The sequence below is a fragment of the Spirosoma arcticum genome (genome assembly GCF_054779955.1).
Window position 1 is genome coordinate 478,162 of the sequence record NZ_BAAGXG010000006.1, and the last position, 23,082, is coordinate 501,243.

The 23,082-nt window shown below is 54.2% G+C and carries 17 protein-coding genes and 1 pseudogene; 7 read left to right on the forward strand and 11 right to left on the reverse strand.

The window, feature by feature from the left end:
• The first annotated feature begins 11 nt into the window (after positions 1 to 11).
• The 3 genes from ACYVHB_RS16565 to ACYVHB_RS16575 are packed head-to-tail and all read left to right on the forward strand — an operon-like array spanning position 12 to position 4,635.
• Positions 12 to 851, forward strand: coding sequence for a phytanoyl-CoA dioxygenase family protein (locus ACYVHB_RS16565; RefSeq protein ID WP_461052875.1), 840 nt, complete (start codon positions 12 to 14; stop codon positions 849 to 851).
• A gap of 1 nt (position 852) precedes the next feature.
• On the forward strand, positions 853 to 2,319 hold the full coding sequence (locus tag ACYVHB_RS16570; RefSeq protein ID WP_461052924.1) for a sugar porter family MFS transporter: 1,467 nt from the start codon (positions 853 to 855) through the stop codon (positions 2,317 to 2,319).
• Between the two features lie 9 nt (positions 2,320 to 2,328).
• On the forward strand, positions 2,329 to 4,635 hold the full coding sequence (locus ACYVHB_RS16575) for a GH36-type glycosyl hydrolase domain-containing protein (RefSeq protein WP_461052876.1): 2,307 nt from the start codon (positions 2,329 to 2,331) through the stop codon (positions 4,633 to 4,635).
• 799 nt (positions 4,636 to 5,434) lie between these two features.
• Here ACYVHB_RS16575 and ACYVHB_RS16580 read toward each other — a convergent pair.
• From ACYVHB_RS16580 to ACYVHB_RS16610, 7 genes and pseudogenes are all read right to left on the reverse strand, one after another.
• Positions 5,435 to 5,821 (reverse strand): transposase, encoded by a 387-nt coding sequence (locus ACYVHB_RS16580; protein WP_461052877.1) that lies wholly within the window; start codon positions 5,819 to 5,821, stop codon positions 5,435 to 5,437.
• A 58-nt stretch (positions 5,822 to 5,879) separates the two neighbouring features.
• Positions 5,880 to 6,098, reverse strand: coding sequence for a DDE-type integrase/transposase/recombinase (locus ACYVHB_RS16585; RefSeq protein ID WP_461052878.1), 219 nt, complete (start codon positions 6,096 to 6,098; stop codon positions 5,880 to 5,882).
• 329 nt (positions 6,099 to 6,427) lie between these two features.
• Positions 6,428 to 6,795, reverse strand: a pseudogene (locus ACYVHB_RS16590) (transposase); the annotation flags it as partial.
• Positions 6,796 to 7,157: 362 nt separating this feature from the next.
• On the reverse strand, positions 7,158 to 8,195 hold the full coding sequence (adhP, locus tag ACYVHB_RS16595; protein WP_461052879.1) for an alcohol dehydrogenase AdhP: 1,038 nt from the start codon (positions 8,193 to 8,195) through the stop codon (positions 7,158 to 7,160).
• Between the two features lie 106 nt (positions 8,196 to 8,301).
• Positions 8,302 to 10,431 (reverse strand): heavy metal translocating P-type ATPase, encoded by a 2,130-nt coding sequence (locus ACYVHB_RS16600; protein ID WP_461052880.1) that lies wholly within the window; start codon positions 10,429 to 10,431, stop codon positions 8,302 to 8,304.
• Positions 10,428 to 12,845 (reverse strand): phosphoketolase family protein, encoded by a 2,418-nt coding sequence (locus tag ACYVHB_RS16605; RefSeq protein ID WP_461052881.1) that lies wholly within the window; start codon positions 12,843 to 12,845, stop codon positions 10,428 to 10,430. The genes ACYVHB_RS16600 and ACYVHB_RS16605 overlap by 4 nt, the downstream gene beginning before the upstream one ends.
• A 202-nt stretch (positions 12,846 to 13,047) precedes the next feature.
• Complete coding sequence (locus ACYVHB_RS16610) at positions 13,048 to 13,920, reverse strand: universal stress protein (protein ID WP_461052882.1); 873 nt, start codon at positions 13,918 to 13,920, stop codon at positions 13,048 to 13,050.
• A gap of 229 nt (positions 13,921 to 14,149) precedes the next feature.
• Between ACYVHB_RS16610 and ACYVHB_RS16615 the strand changes: the two genes are divergently transcribed.
• From ACYVHB_RS16615 to ACYVHB_RS16630, 4 genes are all read left to right on the forward strand, one after another.
• Positions 14,150 to 15,265 (forward strand): L,D-transpeptidase family protein, encoded by a 1,116-nt coding sequence (locus ACYVHB_RS16615; protein WP_461052883.1) that lies wholly within the window; start codon positions 14,150 to 14,152, stop codon positions 15,263 to 15,265.
• Between the two features lie 78 nt (positions 15,266 to 15,343).
• On the forward strand, positions 15,344 to 17,857 hold the full coding sequence (locus tag ACYVHB_RS16620) for a cation-translocating P-type ATPase (protein WP_461052884.1): 2,514 nt from the start codon (positions 15,344 to 15,346) through the stop codon (positions 17,855 to 17,857).
• Between the two features lie 11 nt (positions 17,858 to 17,868).
• Positions 17,869 to 18,729: a CPBP family intramembrane glutamic endopeptidase gene (locus ACYVHB_RS16625; RefSeq protein ID WP_461052885.1), complete on the forward strand. Its 861-nt coding sequence runs from the start codon at positions 17,869 to 17,871 to the stop codon at positions 18,727 to 18,729.
• Positions 18,719 to 19,516 carry a CPBP family intramembrane glutamic endopeptidase gene (locus tag ACYVHB_RS16630; protein WP_461052886.1) on the forward strand — a complete coding sequence of 266 codons (798 nt, stop codon included), beginning with the start codon at positions 18,719 to 18,721 and terminating at the stop codon, positions 19,514 to 19,516. The genes ACYVHB_RS16625 and ACYVHB_RS16630 overlap by 11 nt, the downstream gene beginning before the upstream one ends.
• 180 nt (positions 19,517 to 19,696) lie before the next feature.
• On the opposite strand, the gene ACYVHB_RS16635 is transcribed toward ACYVHB_RS16630, so the two are convergent.
• The 4 genes from ACYVHB_RS16635 to ACYVHB_RS16650 all read right to left on the reverse strand — a co-directional run bounded on the left by ACYVHB_RS16635 (position 19,697) and on the right by ACYVHB_RS16650 (position 22,907).
• Positions 19,697 to 20,044 carry a hypothetical protein gene (locus ACYVHB_RS16635; protein WP_461052887.1) on the reverse strand — a complete coding sequence of 116 codons (348 nt, stop codon included), beginning with the start codon at positions 20,042 to 20,044 and terminating at the stop codon, positions 19,697 to 19,699.
• 186 nt (positions 20,045 to 20,230) lie between these two features.
• Positions 20,231 to 21,616, reverse strand: a complete 1,386-nt coding sequence (locus tag ACYVHB_RS16640) for an alpha/beta hydrolase fold domain-containing protein (protein WP_461052888.1) — start codon at positions 21,614 to 21,616, stop codon at positions 20,231 to 20,233.
• A 43-nt stretch (positions 21,617 to 21,659) separates the two neighbouring features.
• Positions 21,660 to 21,995, reverse strand: coding sequence for a chaperone modulator CbpM (locus ACYVHB_RS16645; protein ID WP_461052889.1), 336 nt, complete (start codon positions 21,993 to 21,995; stop codon positions 21,660 to 21,662).
• A gap of 12 nt (positions 21,996 to 22,007) precedes the next feature.
• Positions 22,008 to 22,907, reverse strand: coding sequence for a DnaJ C-terminal domain-containing protein (locus ACYVHB_RS16650; protein WP_461052890.1), 900 nt, complete (start codon positions 22,905 to 22,907; stop codon positions 22,008 to 22,010).
• Positions 22,908 to 23,082 lie beyond the last annotated feature (175 nt).

The following is a 23,082-nucleotide window of genomic DNA, read 5'->3' on the forward strand; positions in this document are numbered from 1 at the left end:
TAGTAATTACCATGACAAACCAATCGTTAACACCAGCCCAGATCCGCCAGTACCATCAGGATGGCTACCTCATTATCAAAGACTTTTTGGGTGCGGAAGAGGTCGAGAAGCTTTATCAGGTCGCTATCGACGACAGTGCCGTCAGCAAAAACGCCATCAACGTCAACGACAGTAACGGTAAACGCAGCAAACTGTCGCTTTGGTACAAACCCGGCGACGACATCTACGGCCTGCTCACCCGTAGCCAGCAACTTGTGGATGCAGTGGGTGAACTGCTGGAAAACCCAACGTCGCCGGTCTGCCATTTTCACTCCAAACTGATGCAGAAAGAGCCGCGCGTGGGTGGGGCCTGGGAGTGGCATCAGGACTACGGCTACTGGTACAAAAATGAGTTTTTACTGCCCGATCAGATGATGTCGGTGATGGTGGCGATCACCGATGCCAATCCCGAAAACGGCTGTTTGCAGGTTATCGAAGGGTCGCACAAACTGGGTCGGGTCGAACACGGCTTTGCGGGCGAACAGGTTGGCGCGTCGCAGCGGTACGTCGATCTGGCCCTGAAAACGATGGAACTGGTCTACGTGGAGTTGAGGGCGGGGGATGTCCTGTTTTTTCACAGCAACATCCTGCACCGGTCCGAAGCCAATTTGTCGGATAAGCCGCGCTGGTCGATGATTTCGTGCTACAACCGCCATGCCAACATCGGCTACAACGATTCAGCTTCGTCCTCGTCGAGCATCACGCCCATCGAGGTCGTTCCCAACGATGCCCTGCTCACCTGGAAAACGGCGGGTCTGGCCGAAGCGGGCGCCAATTTCTTAGCGAAAGAAGCCGACGTTGCCCTGAAGTAAACTGAGACAAACTACGAATCATGAATCCCGGCGGGGAACCGCACAAACGACAAACTCAAAAACTAACCCCACCCTCATGGCCCTTATCATTCAGGCCCAGGCCGAAACCACTACGAACAGCGCAGCCGTTAACCGGGGTTATGTTTACCTCATCAGTGCCATTGCTGCCTTAGGGGGCGTCCTGTTCGGCTTCGATATGGTGATTATCTCCGGCACCGTCCCGTTTTTCACCCAGCATTTTCAACTTGATGAGTTTCAGACGGGCTGGGCGGTGGGCTGCATCAACCTCGGAGCCGCCGTCGGTGCGTTAATCGGTGGGAAACTAAGCGATTCGATGGGGCGCAAAAAGCTCCTGATGGCGTGCGCGATCCTGTTTGCATTGACGGGCTTATGTACGGGCTGGGCCGGAAGTTTCCCCCTGTTTGTCGCCTTCCGGATGCTGAGTGGCGTCGCGGTCGGGGCAGCGGCTCTGGTTTGCCCGATGTACGTGGCCGAGATTTCACCCGCTCCCATGCGGGGGCGCATGGTGTCGTTCTATCAATTGTCAATTGTCATTGGCATCCTGCTCGCGTATCTGTCCAATTACCTGTTGCTGAACACGGGCGTAAACAACTGGCGGTGGATGTTCTCGTCGCAGTCGGCTCCGTCGCTGCTGTTCTTTTTTGGGTTGTTCTTCGTGGCCGAAAGCCCGCGCTGGCTTATTCGCAAGCACCGGACCGACGAAGCAGATACCGTGCTTAAGCGGATTGGCGGGGACGACTACGCCCGCTTAGAAGCCGCTCAGATCAGGGCAAGCTTTTCGCCGGACGGAACCGCACCGAACGGCCGTCAATCGGTTGGCGCTTTGTTCCAGAAGGACCTGTGGCCGATTGTCTTTATCGGCATCGTGGTGGCGGTTTTCTCGCAGGCTGTCGGGCAGAATTCGTTGTTCTCCTACGCCCCTGAACTGTTCCGGCAAGCGGGCATGGCGCAGGATTCGGCTTTTCTACAGTCGATCATCATCGGCGTCATCAACTTCATTTTCACCTTTATTGCCATTGGCACGATTGATAAAGTCGGGCGCAAGAAGCTCCTGCAATACGGGTCAGCCCTGCTCGGTCTGGATGCACTGGCGTTGTCGGGGGCCTTCTACTTCCAGTTGCCCGGTGCGTGGATACTCGTTTTCGTGCTGGCGTTCATTGCTATTTATGCCGCCACCTTAGGCCCGGTTACGTGGGTTGCCCTCTCCGAGATTTTTCCGAACCGGATTCGGGGAAACGCGCTGGCGTTGGCTACGCTGGCTCTGTGGATTACCAACTTCTTCACGACGGCTTCGTTTCCGGTCATGAAACAGTACTGGGGCTTGCCGCTCACCTTTGGCTTCCACGCCGTTTTGTGTTTCATCTACTTCTTATTCGTTCGCCTGCGATTGCCGGAAACGAAGGGCAAATCCCTGGAAGAGATTGAGAATGAACTAACCCACCGCTGAGCCTCGTCTATGCCCTTTTCGCCCATCTCCGCCCGCCATTCGCCCTTCTGCACGAGAGTAACGTTCTCGTGTATTGTTTGTCTGCTATACCTGCAAACGGCTTATTGCCAGAAAATCGGCACCTGGGCCATGTCGGCGAAGGGGTTGCCCGTTTACCGGTATACGGGCGCTATACCGTTTACGGCGGCTGACAAAGACGGTGTCGATGCCAACCTGCCCGAAGACCCTTATTTTTTGTTGGGCAACTACCGCGTGGGCTTATTGACCCACGCCAGCGGCCGCTATCAGCTGCTGACGGCGGAACGGGCCTGGGCCAGACTGAATGCCGATGAGCAAACCAACTACGGCTGGAATGACGCCAGCATCCGGTTCGGCGTGGGCCAGGCAGCGAAAAGGGTGAATCTGATTGGCGTCAATTCGCTGGCGGCTGACCCGGCCCTGACGCAGAAATCGTTTGGCGTAGGCATGGCCCGGTACACCTATCAATTGCCGCAGGTCCGTTGTACACGTACGCTTTCCGTTAAACCCTCCCCCGCCATCAACCAGGGCAATCCCGCATTTGTGGTCACGGTGACGCTCAGCAATACCGGCACCCAAACGCAGCAACTGACCTACATCGAGCGTATACGGGTCAACTTTGTCCTGAACGGCACCCAGTACACCGACCCGGCCAAACGTCCGCTGCTGTACCGCGCGGCCATCGGCGTTGACGCCAAAAAGCAACTCGCCATCGCAGATATACACCACAAAGCGAATGCGTTTCTGGTCACGCCGACGCCAACGGAACGCTACCCCTACGACGTTGACCCGCCCTCGGTGTTTATGTGGGCCGGAAATACGGGAAGCGACTACCAGTCGGCGGTAAGGGCGACCAACGACACGCTGGCCACGACCGTGAACGCGACCCTGAAACCGGGGCAAACGGTTCGGTTCAATCTGGTGGTCGGCCTGACGAAAGGCAACCGGTCCGCAGACGTTGACACGCAGGTGACCGACCTCTTGGCGGGGGCCACGGTAAGCGACCCATCGGAGGGGATGTTCGTTCAGCAGTGGAAGGCCAAACTACCGGATTTGTCGGCGGAGAAGAATGAAATTCTCAAGCGCGAAATGCTGTGGAACGCCCATTTTGTGGAAGCCTCGGCCAAGTACAGCGCGTATTACGACGAAACGTTCATTCCGCAGGGTACGGTCTACAGCTATTATTTTGGCGACAACATTTCCAACCGCGATCATTTGCAGGCCGCGCTACCGGCCTGCTACACCAACCCGGCGCTGGCCAAATCCATTCTCCGCTACGTCCTCAAGCACACCGAAGCCGACGGGGAAATCAAGCGGGGCAACGCCGGATTCGGCTATACCGCCCCGTCGATTTATAAAGAAAGCGACGAGCAACTGTTCTTTTTCTACGTCCTCTCGGAGTACCTCACCATCACCAAAGACTACAGTTTTCTGAACGAGTCGGTGGCCTACTACCCCGCTGAACTGGGTAAAAAGGAAACGGTCCTGACGATGCTGAAGAAGCAGTTTATCTACCTGCGCGATGAAATCGGCGTGGGACCAAACGGGTTGGTCAGGATGCTTAATTCCGACTGGAGCGATAGCTTCTTCCACGATTATTCGCCTAACGTATACGCCGGGTCCGCCGAATCGCACCTGAACTCAGTCGTCGTCGTGGCCACCTTTCCCAGGCTGATTGACGGACTGCAAAAATCCCGCAACGCCCAGGCTACTCCGCTGATCACCGCGCTGAACGACTACCGGGCCGCCATTGAGCAGGCCTACATGCGCGACCTCGGCGACCGAAACTTCTCGGCGCGGGCGTACCTGAGCCGCAAATTAAAGTTTGGAGTCGATAACGTTTGTCTCGAACCGCAGGGGTATCTGTTGCAGGTGCCGGGCCTGCCCACGGCGCGAAAAAAGGCAATCTATGAGTACGTGAAAAGCAAGGTGCTGGCCCCGGAGAAAATCGGCATCCGAACGCGGGAACGCTCGTTATGGGGCCGGAATCCCGACGGTGAAGACGGTGGCATCTGGTTTTCGCTGGAATACCCCGTGCTGCTCGGCGTAGCGACGTTTGATAAAGCCGAAGCCTGGTCGTTATTGACCAAATTTTCGTTTCATAACTACGCCCAGCAGTACCCTGATTACTGGGTGGGGCAGTGGACAGCCGCCGATGAGGTAAACTCCACCCTGTACCGCGAAGGGCTGTACGCCTTCTGGGTGCCGTCGCAAGATCGGAAACGGGCGTTTCAGGGCTATTGCTCGCACCCCCACACCTGGCCGCTGTTCTGCTACTTCAAACTGAACGAACCGTGAACCTGATGCTCTAAAACTGTTAGTCGGTGAGTGCCCACCGGTTCCCAATCTACGCCCCGGCAGCCACCGTTGTACCGCTTATGTACGAAGTTGCCTTCGGGCTACGGCGGCAAGTGAAACGCGCTCAAATTAGCTTGGCGGGGCTTCTTGTTTGCCCCATTAGTCGGGTCGATGCTGAACACCGACCAGTTTACCTAAGCTGGCTGGAAGCCAGTGGCGGCAGAAAACAGCGGTACCCGTCGTGGGTTTTTTGCATAGTCAGATGCTTCGGTTGTTTCGGAAATGCATTAATCTGCCTACCTGTAAGCAGGGATCAGATAAAGATTAAGGCAATCAAGTTAAAATCGGATCCGCGACGGCGTCTCAGTGGCTGGTGCGACATCACCCGTGTCGAAGCCAGGGGTAAAAACATAGTTTCACTGTTTATTTCCACCCTGGCCAGCCCGGACCGGAATCGGAGGGTTTCGTGAACAATTTCCACCAGTAGCCCATACTGATACAAACCATTCATTGATAGCAAAATAACGAGTTCGTTAAATAGCATTCTTACCCTTTTATTATACGAAAGTGGTCAGTTGAGTAGGCGGGGATCCTGTACGAATATAAACAGGTAGTTGTGTGAAGAAAACGCGACGCAACCTATACCAGAAGCATGATGAGGGGTTATCGAGCTATTTTTTTCCTAAATGAAACGGAGCAGTACGGTACGTCGAAAATAACTGGATTAATTAAATCTTCAAAAATTTCACTTTCAGTTAGTTATCTACGAAGATGAAGCTGTTTAGAGACTTTCTAAATTTCATAATCGGCGAATCATTATACAAACCATTACCAGTTGAATCATGGCTTCGGAGACTTTCACCGACCGCTCGTAATCAACACTTAATCGACGCTGATTGGTCAACCAAGCAAAGGTGCGTTCGACGATCCACCGGTTAGGTAACAAAACGAACATCTTAATTCCGAAGGGCTTACGTATAATCTCCAGCAACCATGAATAAACCTTTTTGACCTGCGTTTCAAACTCACCACTGTACCCCCCATCGGCGAAGATTACGTTCAGTCGAGGAAAATTTACCCTCGCTTTATGCAAACGAGCCAGTACGAAGCCCGCTCCCCGTCGCTCATCAATATCTGCCCGGTGAACCACCACCCACTGGGAGTCGGTGAGATCGGTAGGATACATGGGTGGTTCTTTGTGCCTACCAACTTACTGGCTCCTTATTTAATTCACAATACCATTTTTAGACAGTCTCTGACGCTTTTGAAATAAATTCGCTCCCATTATCCACTTGAATCCGTTCGGGTACCCCCTTATAATGCACCCGCAACTGGTCCATCACGGCCACTACATCTTCCCCTTTCAACGACTGGCCGACGTGAAGGGCTACGCACTGGCGGCTATACTTATCGACTACAGTTAAGGCCCTGATTTTTCGGCCATCGAAGAGCTGATCTGCCACGAAGTCTATGCCGCTACGGCGGACCGTTCCAGCACTGATGAATGCTGGAGAGTTCAGGCCGATCCAGCCGATGAGCCCCTGATCGCTTGCGTCGAGGGCGCTTACTCCCCAAATTAAGCCCTTCTATACGATACAGACGGTGTACGCGCTTGTGCCGGGTGGCCGGTGCCATTGTCTCGCCAGCCTTCTCGTCGAAGTAGGGTGAAGATACGTTGACCGCCATAGCGAACACGTGTCCCTGCAACCTCTCGAATACATTTTCTCCGCACTGAATCATCTCTGGATCGGGCTTTGTAGTACCAAGTTGAACGCCGTAAGTGTACGACTTGGCAGGCTCGGCGGTTTGATACCCAGTAGTCTTCCATTAAACTCTGGGCCAGACCTCTTTTTTGGACTGGCCCGCACAGGCGGCCCGGTCAAAGCTTTTTTTTGATCACCTCCTGAAGCATTTGCTTATCCAGACTTAAGTCGGCGACCAATTGCTTCAATTGCGGGTTCTCTTCTTGAAGTTGGCCGAGCCGCCGAAGCTCGGGAACGCCCAGACCGCCATACTTCTCACGGTCCGCCGTCGCGGTTCCAGTTATAGAAGGTGACTTCGCTGATGCCCATCCGCTCCGGCGGCCCGGTTGCGGCAAACCTCAGCGACGAGTGTTCCAGTGTCGGCTTGGCGAAGCGCAAAAACGATGGCTCCGGCCACCCGGTTGCGCTTCGGTGAATTTGGTCTTTTTGATAAGCGATTATTTGGTTGTTGAATTACCGAAAAATCGCCCGAACTCTCTACTTTAGATTGGTCCAGTTTATGGGGAGGAGGTCAAAGAAAGCCCTGACTACCCTTACTACTGACATAGGGCTGTCACTGGCCCCTGTTTTCTTTGGGTAGTCAAACCAAAATCGTCCGAGTGCGGCCGGGACCGGCCAGGTTATTGATGGGGAGTGAAACAGGCTTTTATTCCCTTTCCAACCGACTGTATCGAAAAACGGCAGGCTAAACAGCCGCATCCAGGTTCTGCTGACGCGGCTGTTTAGCCTGCCAAAAGTGTATATCGATAAATACGTACTTTAATTTACACGATCAAAGTCAAGAACCACCCGGCCTTCAACCTGTCCTGCTTTCAGGTCGGTGAAAACCTGATTGATATTTTCGAGCCGCTCGGTATGGTAGTGAACTTTTACCTTACCGGCAGCGGCAAAGGCTAAACTTTCCGTCAGGTCCTGCCGCGTGCCGACGATGGAGCCCCGAATGGTTTTGCGGTTCAGCGTGACGTCGAAAATATTGAGGTCAAAATCGCCGGGCGGCAGTCCGACCAGAGCCAGCGTACCCTGCCGACGTAACATACCAACCCCCTGCGCAAAAGCCGTTCGGGAGACCGCCGTTACCAGTACACCCTGTGCCCCGCCCAGCTTGGCCTGAACAACCGCAGCCGGGTCTTCTTTCGTGGCGTCGATGACTACATCGGCCCCCACTTCCTTTGCCAACCGGAGTTTTTCGGGGCTGATGTCAACGGCAACGACGTACATACCCATCGCTTTGGCATATTGAACCGCTAAGTGACCCAGCCCGCCAATGCCGGAGATGACGACCCATTCACCGGGTTTGACTTCGGTTTCTTTCAGTCCTTTGTACACCGTTACCCCCGCACACAGAATAGGGGCCGCTTCGACAAACGACAGGGCGTCGGGAATGAGGCCGACGTAATCCGGATCAGCCAGAACATAGTCGGCAAAACTGCCCTGAACGGAGTACCCCGTATTTTGCTGGGCGTGGCACAGGGTCTCCCAGCCCGAATAACAGTATTCGCAGTGCCCGCAGGCGGTGTAGAGCCAGGGCACACCTACCCGGTCTCCTTCGTGAACATGGGTTACCCCCGCGCCCACGGCGACAATGGTGCCGACCCCTTCGTGACCGGGAATCAGGGGCAGGGTTGCTTTTACCGGCCAGTCGCCGTCGATGGCGTGCAGATCGGTATGACAAACGCCACAGGCCGCCACCTGCACCAAAATCTGTCCGGGACCAACAGCCGGGACAGGAACCTGCTCAATCTGTAGCGGCTGGCCGTAGCCATGCAGGACCGCTGCCTTCATTGTTGATGGAATCATCGTTGGGATATTGGGTAGTAATAAAATAAACGTAGGTCACCGACCACCAACCCGGTATGAGTAAGATCAGTCCAGGAGCCGACCGTGGTCATAATTCTCGGTCGCCTTACCGCAACGACCGCTTCAGCAACTGGGCGTTCAGAGCGACAATAACCGTGCTGGTACTCATCAGCACCGCACCCAAGGCCGGGCTGAGCACAAAATGGGGGTATAGAACCCCGGCAGCCAGCGGAATGGCAATGACGTTGTAGCCCGTGGCCCAGAACAGATTTTGAATCATTTTGCGGTAGGTTGCTTTACCAAAATCGACCAGATTCGTGACATCGGTGGGTTTGCTGTTGACCAGAATAATATCGGCGGTTTCGGCGGCTACGTCGGTACCGGACCCAACGGCGATGCCTACGTTGGCCTGTGCCAGGGCTGGTGCATCGTTCACCCCGTCGCCGGTCATGGCCACGAACTGCCCCTGCGCCTGTAAGTCTTTCACGATGGTTACTTTCTGATCGGGCAGTACCCCGGCATAAACGCCGTCCAGCCCCAGTTCTTTTGCCACCGCGTCGGCTACTTTCTGGTTATCGCCGGTGGCCATATACACCTTGATACCCGACGCCTGCAACCGGCGGACGGCTTCTTTGGCGTCGTTCCGGATTCGGTCGGCTAAGGCCACGTAGCCCATTAACTGATTGTCTGTCAGCACAAAAACCACCGTTTCGGCTTCGCCAATCGCGTCCGGCGGCAACTCGATTCCTTTTTCAGTCAGATAACCAGGGCTAGCGACGACCACCCGCTTTCCATCCACCATGGCCGAAACGCCCTTGCCCGTTATGGACTGAAAGTTCTGAATAGCAGGCAAGGTCAGGTTACGCTTTCGGGCTTCGCGGACGATACTTTGTGCAATGGGATGCTGGGATTGTTGTTCGAGCGCTGCGGTCAGGCCCAGTAGGATCGCTTCGTCCATAGCGGGCGCCAGCACAGTTATGCGGGTAACGCCGAACGCGCCTTCGGTGAGGGTGCCGGTTTTGTCGAACACCATCGCTGTGATCTTGCGGGCTTCTTCAAAGGCGGTTCGGTTACGAATGAGCAGTCCCTTCCGGGCCGAAATACTGGTCGATATGGCCACGACGAGCGGAATGGCCACCCCCAGCGCGTGGGGGCAGGCCGTGACCATAACCGTCACCATCCGCTCGATGGCAAAGGCCGCATCTTTACCCGCCCAAAGCCAGGCCAACAGCGTAATCAGGCCCGCCGACAGCGACAGTATCGTTAGCCAGCCCGCTGCCCGGTCGGCCAGGGTCTGCGTTTGCGATTTAGCGTTCTGAGCTTCCTCAACCATCTTCACTACCTTGTTGAGGTAGCTATCTTCGCCCTTGTGCGTCACCCGGATGGTGAGTGCCCCCTCGCCGTTGACGGCCCCGGCAATAATGGTAGCGTGGGTGGTTTTCTGCACCGGTACGCTCTCACCCGTCAGCATACTCTCATCAACGGTACTGTCGCCGTCAACTACTTCGCCGTCAGTGGGGACGCGCTCACCCGGCCGGACCAGCACCACGTCGCCGACAATTAACGTCGTCACTTTTACGTCATTGATGGTAGTACCGTCGACTTTGTGGGCATCCGACGGCAACATCCTGACAATCAGCTCCAGCGAATGCGACGCCCCGGCCACCGATTTCATCTCGAAATAGTGCCCCAGCAACATAATGTCGATTAACGTAGCCAGTTCAAAAAAGAAGTCTTCGCCCCGCAGCCATCCCACCGACACCACCACGCTGTAGACATAGGCCGTGGTAATGGCAATGGTGACCAGCGTCATCATGCCCAGCCTGGATTGGCCGAGCTTCCGGGTTCGCAGTTCGCCAACCATCCCGGTCAGAAACGGCCAGCCGCCATAGCCGTAAATAAACGTGGCCAGCACCAGCACGACCGGACCGCGAAACGGAAAGTCGAACTGGTAACCCGTCAGATTCCGAAACATCATCGACAGCAAAATGACCGGCACCGACAGCATCAGGCACACCCAGAACCGGCGCAGAAAATCGGTGATCATAGCGCCGTGGGCGTGTCCCCCGTGCATCGAATGACCGGCCATGTCGCCGTGGTCCATACTGCCGTGATCTATATGGTCGTGGTTCATGGCCGTGTCATTCATACCGGGCGGTACGTCCGTGTGGTGAGTGGATTGGTGAGCCATACCGGAGACAGTGTCGGGCTGGTCCGTTTTGGGGTAGTTCGTCATGCTGGTTTTGGGTTGATCCACGTCCAGTTGCGGATTTCGGGCATATCCTCCCCGTTTTTATTGATGTACTGCTTGTGTTCGATGAGCTTATCGGTCAGGTGTTGCTTCAGGTAAGCGCCCGTATTGCCCAACTGAGGCAGCCGGTCGATAACATCCATGACCAGGTGAAAGCGGTCCAGCTTGTTGAGCACTGTCATGTCGAAAGCCGTCGTGATGGTGCCTTCTTCCCGGTAGCCATGCACGTGCATGTTGGTATTATTAGCGCGGTTGTAGGTTAGCCGGTGCACCAGCCACGGATAGCCGTGAAAGGCAAAAATGACCGGTTTGTCTTTGGTGAACAGGGCATCGTAGTCCGCGTCGCTTAGGCCATGAGGGTGTTCTGTGTGGTGCTGTAGCTTCAGCAGATCAACGACATTGACCACCCGGATTTTTAGTTCGGGCAAGTGCGCCCGCAGGATCGAAACGGCCGCCAGCGTTTCCAGCGTGGGTACGTCGCCACAGCACGCCATCACGGCATCCGGCTCAACGCCCGCGTCATTACTCGCCCAGGGCCAAATACCGATCCCTTCCGTACAATGCGTGCGGGCGGCATCCATGCTCAGCCATTGGGGGGCCGGATGCTTGCCAGCCACGATTACATTGACGTAGTGCCGGGAGCGTAGGCAATGATCCATCACCGAGAGCAGGCAGTTGGCATCGGGTGGCAGATACACGCGCACGATACCCGCTTTCTTGTTGACCACGTGATCCATGAAGCCGGGGTCCTGGTGGGTAAAGCCGTTGTGGTCCTGCCGCCAGACGGTAGACGTCAGTAGGTAATTCAGCGAGGCAATCGGGCGACGCCACGGAATTTCCCCGGTCGTCTTCAGCCATTTGGCGTGCTGGTTGACCATCGAATCGACGATGTGGATAAAGGCTTCATAGGAGTTGAACAGGCCGTGCCGCCCGGTGAGCAGATACCCTTCCAGCCAGCCTTCGCACTGGTGTTCGCTGAGCATTTCCATCACGCTGCCCGTGAGAGCCAGAAACTCATCGCTCTCGGCCGTCTGGGCATTCCACTGCCGGCCGGTCACCTCAAAAACCGCTTCCAGCCGGTTTGACAGCGTTTCGTCGGGGCCAAAGATCCGAAAATTGCGCGGGGTCTGATTCAGTTTGATCACATCCCGCAGAAACTCCCCGACCACGTGCGTATCGGAGGCCTGGGTCGCTCCCGGCGCGGGCACGTCGACCGCGTACTCACAGAAATTCGGCAAATGCAGGTCGCGAAGCAACAACCCGCCGTTGGCCTGCGGATTGGCGCCCATCCGCTGGTTACCGGTTGGAGCCAGTTGGGCCAGTTCGGGCAACAGTTGCCCCTGCTCATCAAAAAGTTCGTCGGGTTTGTAGCTCCGCAGCCAGGTTTCGAGCTGCGTCAGATGCGCCGGGGGCGTAGTAGCCGACACGGCAAGCGGAACCTGGTGCGACCGAAACGTGCCTTCGTTGGGTCGACCATCGACCACCTTCGGCCCCGTCCAGCCTTTTGGTGATCGGAGCACGATCATCGGCCAGCGCGGGCGTGTCGTATCCCCCTCATCACGGGCCTGTCGCTGACTCTGTCGGATTCGCGTGATGGCCTGATCCATCGCAGCGGCCATGGCCTGGTGCATGAATTCTGGGTCGTGACCTTCCACGAAGTACGGAGTCCAGCCGTAACCGCGCAGTAACTGGTCCAGCTCCTCGTGGCTGATGCGGGCCAGCACCGTTGGACTGGAAATTTTGTAGCCGTTCAAATGCAAAATGGGCAGCACCGCCCCGTCGCTGACCGGATTGAGGAACTTGTTGGAATGCCAGGCCGTGGCCAGCGGACCGGTTTCGGCTTCCCCATCACCGATTACACAGGCCACAACCAGTTCCGGGTTATCGAATGCGGCCCCGAATGCGTGACTGAGCGAATACCCCAGTTCGCCCCCTTCGTGAATGGAACCGGGAATTTGGGGGGATGCATGGCTCGAAATGCCGCCGGGGAAGGAGAACTGGGTAAATAGTTTTTTCAGCCCGGCTACATCGGGGCTAATTGCCGGGTACACTTCGCTGTAGCTGCCTTCGAGGTAGGTGTTAGCCACCACTGCCGGACCACCGTGGCCGGGACCGGCGATGTAGATCATGTCGAGATCATACATTTTGATGACCCGGTTCAGGTGGGCGTAGATGAAATTCTGCCCTGGCGTAGTGCCCCAGTGTCCCAGTTGTAGGTGTTTTACGTGCTCCAGAGATAAGGGTTCCCGCAGCAGCGGATTGTCGCGCAGGTACATCTGGCCCACCGATAAATAGTTGGCGGCCCGCCAATAAGCATTAATCAGGCGATAGTCTTCCGGGGATAACGGCGTACCTGTTTGACTTTCTACTGCTGACTGTTCAGCGATGATGGCTTCCATAGCTTATTCGGTTGTATCTGTTGTTATATCATTTGACGGGGCCAAAAGCCGACGGACCGATTGGGCAATCATTCGCTCCTCATCGGTCAGGATAACGCGGACCATGCCGGCTCGCATCGGTCGAAATCACGCTCGCATCAACAACCGGCGAAAGGGTGTCGGGTAATTTTATTAAAAAATGCAGCGCTGAAGAACGCGTCGATCACAGCGCAAAATCCATAGTTGACAACTCGCTGACCGGCTGGGGTTGGTCGTTGCTGTTGTCATCGTAAAGCGTCAGCAGTGGTACGGCTGGCGTAAAGGCCCATAAGCGGGTGACCCGGCTGCTCGTCAGCGTCTCCGTCCGGTCGTTATATTTAGGTATCGTTACCAGGAGATCGACCGGATGCGCGGCTAAGTAAGTATCGATGCCCAGCCTGGCACTGGAAGCCTTTAGTTGAGCGATGGCTGGTTCGACAGGCATCAAAAACTGCCGGATATGGGCTTCCCGCTCCATGTTGACGACGGGCTTATTCGGCGTGTCGATAGTCAGTAAGGTAAGGGTCGCCCCTTTGAGGGCCACTAATTCTTTGACGGGGTTGAGCAGTTTGGCATTCTTCAACAGGGCAAAATCAGCCGCCAGCACCACCTGGCGAACCGGCCGCTGGACAGCCGCATGGCGGGGCACCACCAGTATATTCGCCCTAAGCTGATGAACCAGGGCGATTGCGCTATTGCCAAACGGATCATCGGTGTCGTCGGGTTGCGGACCGACGACCACAAAATCATACTCCTCGGCTTCGAGCGACCGCTGAACGACCTCAATCAACTGCCCCGGACAGGCCGACGAACGGAAGGTATGCCAGTCATTGGTGGCTTCCCGGCGCAACTCGGTCACCACGCCATCAAGCTGATCAGCATAGGCGGACCGGGTCGCTTTAACAACGAGTAGGGGATTATGCTGGCTGTTGGACTCTACCGGGTGGACACAAAGCAGGTGAAAGTCAACGAGGGTGTCGCTAAAAAACGAGCGGGCAAACCGGAGTGCGTTGTGGGAGGCTTCCGACAGATCGGTCAGCAGAAGAATCTTTTTCATACGGGATTGAGTGGTTAAAACGGGTGATGGAAAGCGAGACAGGCGAGGACGATACAGCCGAATCAACGAATACCACAAAGGTGGCTGGCGGGAAGAGCTGGGCCCATGACTCCCGTCAGGCCGGAGACTGATTAAGTTCAGGTCGAGGGCTAAGGGTCGTCACCGAACGGTCATCGGGCAGGCTGCACCTTTGCCAGAAATTAGGCCTACTCATGGCCTCAACGTGCCTATGCATCGCGTTTTGCTTGTTTTTCTTCTGTGTTTAACCACCCACACGGCTGGTGCCCAGATCGCTGGCGATTGGTCCCGGCTACGAAACTATGCCCATTCCATTGGGGTAGACAGTCTATGCGCTCAGCCCGACTCGGCTTGCCTAACGCGTTATTTTACCCAGATTATTTATGGCCGAACGCCCCGCCGGATGAGTTACCAGGGTTTACCGGAGCGCATCGATACGGTAGGCATCAACCGGCTGAGCGACCAGTTTCTTACCGAAGCGGATTGGTGTCCGCTGCTGGATTCGCTCGAATCCCAGGATCGGCACTACCGGCAACTAATTGCCTACTGCATGCGCTGTTTGGTGGATGACTACATGGCCGACTCGCTCACCATCGGGCAGGTGCAGGAAACACTCAATACCTACCGCTGGCTGAATCGATTCTCCGCCGATAAACGGGTCGTCGTCAATATTCCCTCGGCCACGCTGCGGGTCATTGATCGGCAGGGCAATACGTTGCTTCGTAGCCGGGTTGTGGTTGGAAAGCGGGATACGCCAACGCCCCTGTTTACGGCTTCTATTCCCAGTTTAGTGACGTACCCGTACTGGAACGTACCCCGCTCCATTACAGTGAGGGAATTACTGCCCAGGATTCGAAAAAATCCAGCCGCTACGCTGGAGGCCATGAATCTACAAATCATCAATGCAAAAGGGCAGGTAGTGAATCCAGCGTCTATAAACTGGAAAAGTAACTCATTTCCGTACCGGCTACGGCAATCAACCGGCTGCGACAATGCCCTGGGTATTCTAAAATTCAACGTGACCAGCCCTTACGATATTTACCTGCATGATACCAACGTCCGGCGGGCTTTTACGAAGGAGAATCGGCAGTTGAGTCACGGCTGCATCCGGGTCGAAAAGCCAGCCGAACTGGCTAATCTGCTGCTGGGATATATCCGCTTCGGCGCAGATTATCTAACCTGTTGCCCTAAGAATGCCAGTCCCAAAACGATACCCCTGCCTGCCACCGTGCCGGTTATCATGATCTATAATCTGGTGGATATGGACGAAGCCGGGGCCGTAGAGGTGCATCGGGACGTGTATGGCTGGTGGCGGCTGGCATTATGATCAATTCTACGACTGCTGTCACTTTGTGCCTGATCAATCAATTCCCCAGCGTACCTAATTGGAACCTGACTGCTTACTATGCTACCCACGCAACGCCCATTGCCGGGCCTGACCGACGAAGCCGTTGCCCAATCGAGGGCCTCACACGGACGTAACGTACTGAGGGCCAAAGCCCCTTCGCAACTGTTGACGACCACGAAAGAAGCCATTCTGGAGCCGATGTTTTTGCTTTTGCTGGTGGCCTGCGCGGTGTATGTTGGTTTGGGCCGAACCGAAGAAGCTATGACCCTTGGCGTGGCACTGCTGCTGGTATCAGGTATTTCGGTCTATCAATCCATCCGTAGCGACCGAGCGCTGAGTACCCTCCGCGAACTGACCCAGCCACGGGCGCAGGTCCGGCGCAATGGTGCGCTTACCACCGTCCCCATCGAAACCATTGTGGTCGGAGACGTGATGCTGGTCGAAGAAGGCGAACGCGTTTCCGCCGATGGCACGATTGACGAAGCCAGCGATTTTTCGGTGGACGAATCCATCCTGACAGGCGAGTCGATTTCGATCATGAAAACACCCGGCGACGTAGTTTTTGCCGGCACCAGCATCACCACGGGCAGCGCGTGGCTCACCGTCACGGCAGTGGGCGCACAAACGGAACTCGGCAAAATTGGGCGGAGCATCGCCACCATTCCGACCGAAAAAACGCCCCTGCAACGCCAGATCAATCAATTTGTGATTCGCATGGCCTGGATCGGCCTGGGCGCGTTCGTCCTCGTGTGGGGCATCAACTACGCCCGCTCGGGTGATTGGATTACGGCCCTGCTCTTCGGCCTGACACTGGCCATGTCCATTCTGCCCGAAGAAATTCCGGTGGCCTTCAGCAGTTTCATGGCGCTGGGAGCCGCCCGGCTGAGTCGCATGGGGGTCCTGACCAAGCAACCTCAGACGGTCGAGAGTCTCGGTTCGGCCACGGTGATCTGCACCGATAAAACCGGCACCATTACGCAGGACGGCATGAGCGTCCGGCAACTTTACGACGGCGCAACCGACTCGCTCGTTTCGCTGCCCCGCACCGGCGCAGTGGATGGCCACGGCCCGGGCTTATCTGGCACGGCCGCTTCGGTACTGGCCTACGCCCGCTGGGCCAGCGAAACCGACCCCTTCGACCCGATGGAAAAAGCCATTATCGCGGCCTTCGTTGAAACGGATCCATCTGCTGCCGCCAACCCGTATCCGATGGTTCACGAATACCCACTGGCCGGAACGCCCCCTATGATGACCCACGTCCGACAGACACCCACGGGCGAATTTATTATAGCCGGAAAAGGAGCCGTCGAGCACATTCTGGTGGTTTGCCGACTCGACCAAACGGTGGCCGACACCGCACGCAGGGTTACCACGCAACTCTCGAAGGATGGGTATAGAGTGCTGGGCGTAGCACGGGGAGTATACGGCTTACCGAACTTCCCGGCGCAACAGGACGAGTTTACGTGGTCTTTTTTGGGTTTGATCGCGCTCGAAAATTCGCCCAAGCCGAACGCCAGTGCGGTTATTCAGGCGTTTACGGAAGCGGGCATCCGGGTGAAAATGATTACCGGTGATTTTCCCGAAACGGCCCAGGCCATTGCCAGGCAGGTGGGGTTGGCGGGGGCTGACACTTTACTGACGGGTGAGCAGGTGATGGCCATGGACGAACCGACGCTTCGGGAGCGGGCCGGGCAAACGGCTGTGTTCGCCCGGATGTTTCCCCAAGCCAAACTACGGGTCGTGAACGCCCTCAAAGCCAACGGCGATATCGTGGCCATGACCGGCGACGGCGTCAACGATGGCCCGGCCCTGAAAGCGGCCCACATCGGCGTGGCAATGGGCAAACGCGGCACCGAAGTCGCCAAACAGGCCGCGTCGCTGGTACTGGTCAATGATGATCTCAGCACCATGGTCGATGCCATTGCCCAGGGTCGGCGCATTTACCAGAATCTCAAAAAAGCGATTGCGTATATTGTTTCCATCCACATCCCGATCATCCTGACGGTGGCCGTGCCACTACTGGCGGGCTGGAAATGGGAGAACCTGTTCAGTCCGATTCACGTCATTTTTCTGGAACTGGTGATGGGTCCGACCTGCTCCATCGCCTTCGAGAACGAACCCGCCGAAGCCGGGCAGATGCAGCAACCACCCCGCCGGCTGACCGACACCTTTATGGCCGGGCCGGAACTGGGCCGGAGCATCGCGCAGGGTCTGGGAATTTCGGGATTCGTGCTGGGCGTGTACTACGTGGCCATGCAACAGGGCGAGGCTGTGGGGGTGGTCCGAACGCTGACGTTTACGACGCTGGTATTGAGCAACATCCTGTTAACGCTGGTCAACCGGTCGTTTACGCAGTCGGTCTTTCAGACGATCCGCGTACCGAACCCGGTGCTTTCACTGATGCTGGGCCTGACGCTGGGGTTGCTGCTGACTATGCTGTTCGTGCCCGACGTGCGGCAACTATTCGGTTTCGCGCCCGTGTCGGCATTGGCGTTGGGCTGGTGTTTGCTGGCCGCGCTGGTTGGCGTAGGCTGGATCGAGGGATACAAAGCGATTCGGGGAGGTAATTGACTGACAGCCGTATGAATAATTTACCCACTAAAAAGTCTCCGCTGACCTTTTTTCTATTGGTTTACGGACTTTCCATTCCGTGTTGGGTCATCGAAACTATGATCGATGTTAAAGGGCTGCCTTTGGATATTCCAATAACGGATATACTCGCTGCATTTGCGCCCTTGGTTGCCGCCAGTATTCTTGTTTATAAAGAACAGGGGAGGGCTGGTGTTAAAAAGCTATTCGGGCGAATTGTTGATGTCGAAAGAATCAACCCGAAAGCGTGGTATATACCCGTTATTTTTCTGCCGGTTCTGCTGTATTTTTTAATTTACCTGACTATCCATTTTGCAGGATTACCGCTTCCGACAAAATGGATTATTCCGTTCGGTTCAATTCCTGTTCTTTTTGTCTTCTTTTTCCTCGGCGCGGTAGCTGAAGAAACGGGTTATATGGGCTATGCTATTGATCCGATGCAGGAGCGGTTTGGTGCGTTGGGGGCCAGCATCCTGATGGGCATACCCTGGGTAGTCTGGCATTACCCGTCAATCATTCAGCAGGGCCACAATTGGACGTGGATAGCCTGGGCAACGCTCGGCACCGTAGGGGTGCGCGTACTGATTGTCTGGATCTATACTAACACCGGGAAAAGTGTATTTGCCTGCATCCTGTTTCATACGCTATTGAACATCGGACGGCCCTTATTTCCCGCCGACTCAGCGCATAATCCGCTGGTTGACTATCCGGCCATTCATTATTCGATACTGGCCGTCGCTGCTGGTATTGTTGTTTTTCTATGGGATTCAAAAACATTGACTCAGTACAGGTATCGCGCCCGGCCACACACAATTAATTTGGTAGCCGCAACGAACGACGGTCATGGAAAATAGCCAATCAAGAGTTCGTGTCATTTCATCATTCTTCGGATTAGTTTTTCTACTGTCTGTTCCATGGTGGATACTGGGAGCCGTTGCCCCGGATTTTACGAAGATTTTCCCGATAAAACTCCCGATCAGTGCGCTGATGGCCTTCTGCCCGTTGATAGCGGCCATCATTCTGGTTTACAGAAAACAAACCGGTCAGGGCGTTAAAGAACTGTTGAGCCTAACCTTCGACTTCAAAAAAATTAAGGACAAACGGTGGTATCTACCTATTGTCTGTCTGATGCCTGTCATCGCTGTACTTTCTTACGGGTATATGGAACTGACGGACGCACAGATCCCCGAATCCCAGACACCCGTTTTATCCATACTCATCTTCTTCGGTATTTATTTTATTGGTGCTATCGGGGAGGAGATTGGCTGGAGCGGTTATGCGATTGACCCGTTGCAAAGCAGGTACGGCGCGTTAAAAGCAAGTGTGATTTTGGGAGGGTTTTGGGCTATCTGGCACGTTATACCCTGGAGTCAGACGCATCAGACGCCGGTCTGGACAGTTTGGCAATCGGTCAGCACCGTTTTGTTGAGGGTTGTCATGGTCTGGCTTTTTAACAATACGGGCAAAAGCGTTTTCGGTATGATTCTCTTTCACGCTATGCTTAACATCAGTCCGTATCTGATTCCGAATCAGGGCGGACATTTTGACCCGTTTGTCACGTGTATTTTATTGATAGTAACGGTTGCAGTTATCGTTTTTGGATGGGGTTCAAAAACATTGGCCCGGTATAGATACGACTGATTACAAGGCTATTCACACTTAAGTCGGCTACAAACGGCTGGATAGACAAAAAATCAGCCCCGTTTTATAAGCTGATTTTTTGTGTAAGACGCGAAAGTTCATTTGAAGCATATCATCCGTCATATTAACAAACCGTTACTAACAATTCGTTGTCCTTTAATAGTTTCATTCCGAGGTCGTTTAGGAATATGCCTTTATTGTTAAAATAACTCCTACAATAAATATACTTCCAAGAGTAACATACGTGAAAGTATTTCTCTCGAGTTGTTTGCTATTTGGAAGAAACATTCTGTATAGTCCAAGCGTTAGGGATAACCATCCAATTAGAGTAATTAATAGTGTCCAGTCAACAGTCCAGTTATTGTGAGAACGAATTAATGCGAGTCCGCCTGTGAATAAAAGCAAACCGTTCAGATAAACAACAGTTGCCTCTACCTTTGTCCAGATGTGAAGGTTTAAAAACTCGGACATTGAAAGAACTATAAGAACTGGCCCTATGAGCCCTGCTATATCTTTTGAAGTTTCCATTTAATTTCTAAAATGACTTTATTTTCGCTTGAGTAAATAAACTATTACATATCGATATTTTACTTTTTAAGAACAGCGTCATTTTGAGTGGTGATGTAGAGTTGGAGAACTTCTGCTTATTTATCTTTTCGGGATTTGCCACTCCAGAAAAGGATAGAAATAAAGAATAAATCATTTTGGTGGTTGTTATAGGGGATATTCCTTAATCTTTTTTGCAGTTTTCTCTATCTTCTCAACGTTTTTAATTTGTAGGGCCAGGAATCGTTCTACGTCATAAATTGCGGTATGTGATGCCGGAGATATTTTGGGCAATATAAGGTCAAACGCATGGTCTGTCTGTGGTAAAATATGCATTACCGTTCGCACTTTTTTCTCCACCAAACGGGTGTGCAAAACACGGGTCGTGTTTACGGGAGCCATTACGTCATGTTCACCCTGTATCAGGAGTGTGGCAGGACAGTTAGCCTGTACATGCGTAACAGGTGAGTACAGCGCGTATTGTTCAGGGCACTCATCGGGGTGTCCGCCTAATAATGGAGCAAATGTCCCTGCGTTTGCAAAGTCTTTATCAAAATTAAAACGGTAATAGGCTGTCCCCATTCGTTTAATCAGCCATTCGGGCAATTGAACAGGCAGCGCTTTTTTTGCCGAGCCCGGATTTGAGCGGGTGGTAATATGCTGATTAGTGTGGTAGTACATGGCGGCCAAATCTGTTGGGCCATATAGGGAAACAACTCCGCAGACGCTGATGTCCTCTCCTACCAGTTCTTCTGGTGTAAACTGTGGGTTGTTGGCTGTGTAGCCCGCCAACAGGGCAAGATGACCTCCCGCCGAACCTCCGCCAACAATAATTGTATCGGGATTTACTCCGTACCTGTGTGCATTTTCTTTCATCCATGCAATGGCCCGCTTTACATCGTTTACCATTCCCATCATGTCCGTTTCAGGAGCAAGCCGATAAGCCACGTCCATAATCACATGACCCTGGGCAGCCAGGTGACTAAAAAACGGACGAGTACCAACATCTTTATCGAGCAGATACCACGCACTCCCATGCATATATATAAAAGCCAAACCTGAAGGGGTGACCGTTGCATTGGGTTGCCATACATCACACAAAAGTTTTCGGTTTGTGCGGGGAATGGTTACAAACGAAATATCTTGTTCTATGCGCGGCTTTAGAACGGCGGGTAAACTTAGTATTATTTGCCTGAGGAGAAAGTGATTTTTTTGTTCAACAGGTATGCGGTTTTCCCAATTCAAACCAAAAGCACGTTCAAAGCTGCTTGAAAAATCAGGTGGACGCGTAACGCTGAAGATATGTATGAAAAAAATCAAAACATCATACATGCCAATCAAACTAATGAATACAGAACCTGTTGTTAGTCCCACAATGACGCTTAATACACCAATAAGAAAAAGTAATGGTGATAATGCGGAAACAAGCAGTTTTGCTATCCACAAAGCTGGCGCAGGCCAATGCAACCGAAGGAAAATTAGACTACTCATTAGTGCAGCCAAACAGCCTAAAACAGTTGCACTAATTTGGATGATAAATCGTGTAGTTTCCATTCGATTTTTCTCTAATATAATTTTCAATAAAAAGCCGTTCTACTTAAAGTTCGCTGGCCGGCTCATAAAATGCCAGCCGGGTTTGTAGTTGATTGACCTGCTCCTGTGCGTGCTCCAGCCGTTCGAGTAGATGGATGACAATATCTAAATCCTCAACGTGAACGGCCAACTCGCGGTGCAGCCGAATGAGCCGTTCGAGCGGAGCCAGTTGGTCGGGATGCAGGTAACGCACCGGCCCGATGGTGGTTGTTTCCAACATACCCTGCTCTTCAAGGGCAACCACAAAGCCGACATCAAGCTGGTGATACGTAAAAAATTCGTGGGCAGAAATCAAGGGGTTGGTCGGGCTGCGTTCAGTCGGGCTGCGTTCAGTCGGCATATGGGGCTATGATTAGAGAGCGGCTAATTGGGTGAACAGGTCTTTCTGGGCGTCGGTCAGATTGGTCGGAATCGTGACCTGCCACTGCACGTAGAGGTCGCCGAATAAGCCTTCCTGCTTGTAAACAGGAAAGCCCTTGCCTTTCAGCCGCACGGAGCCGCCATTTTGGGTGCCAGCCGCCACCCGCATTTTTACCTTACCCGCCAGCGTTTCGATAACGGCTTCTCCCCCCAGCACCGCCGTGTAAAGCGTAATTACTTCGGTGACGTATAGATCATTGCGGTTGCGTCGGTAGCGGGGGTCTTCGCCAATCACAAACGTGATAAACAAATCGCCGTTTGGCCCGCCGTTTTCGCCCGGTGCGCCGTAGCCCGCCAGTTTTATTTTTTGGCCCTGCTCCACCCCGGCCAGCACCGTGATGCCGATGGTGCGGCCATTGAGGGTTAGCGGTTGCGAGTGGGTTGTGTAGGCTTCCACTAAGCTCTGGTGTAATTCGGCCTGGTAATCGGCCCCCCGAAACCGGGTTTGCCGCCCACTGCCGCGCCCGCCTGTCTGCTGGCCAAACATCGACGAAAAGAAATCTGAGAAATCGGCTCCGTCCCCGTCTGCCGAAAATCGGCTTCCGTCGGTGGCGGAGGTGGCCCCGGCCTGTCGGCGTTGTTGCCGGGCTTGTTCCATCTCCTCACCGTGCTGCCAGTTTTTGCCGTATTGATCGTACTTCTTCCGTTTCTCCGGGTCGCTCAGTACTTCGTTGGCTTCGTTAAGTTGCCGGAATTTGGTACCGGCCTCCACATCGTTCGGATTTACGTCGGGGTGATACTTGCGGGCCAGTTTGCGGTAGGCCTTTTTGATGGCTTCCGGCGACGCATCGGCCGCCACCCCCAGGATGCTGTAATAATCAATAAAGTCCATACGGCATGCAAAAGGATTTCTGTTGATCAGTGAGCGACAAGTAGTTGCCCCATTTTCTACAGACAAAGATGGCCGCTCTGCTCCGGTCAATTCATGACGATGGTCAGTCATTTGCCTGATTTGCAGCAGTCCACACTTCCTGCTATAAATCAATCTACTGACTGACTGAGGTCAG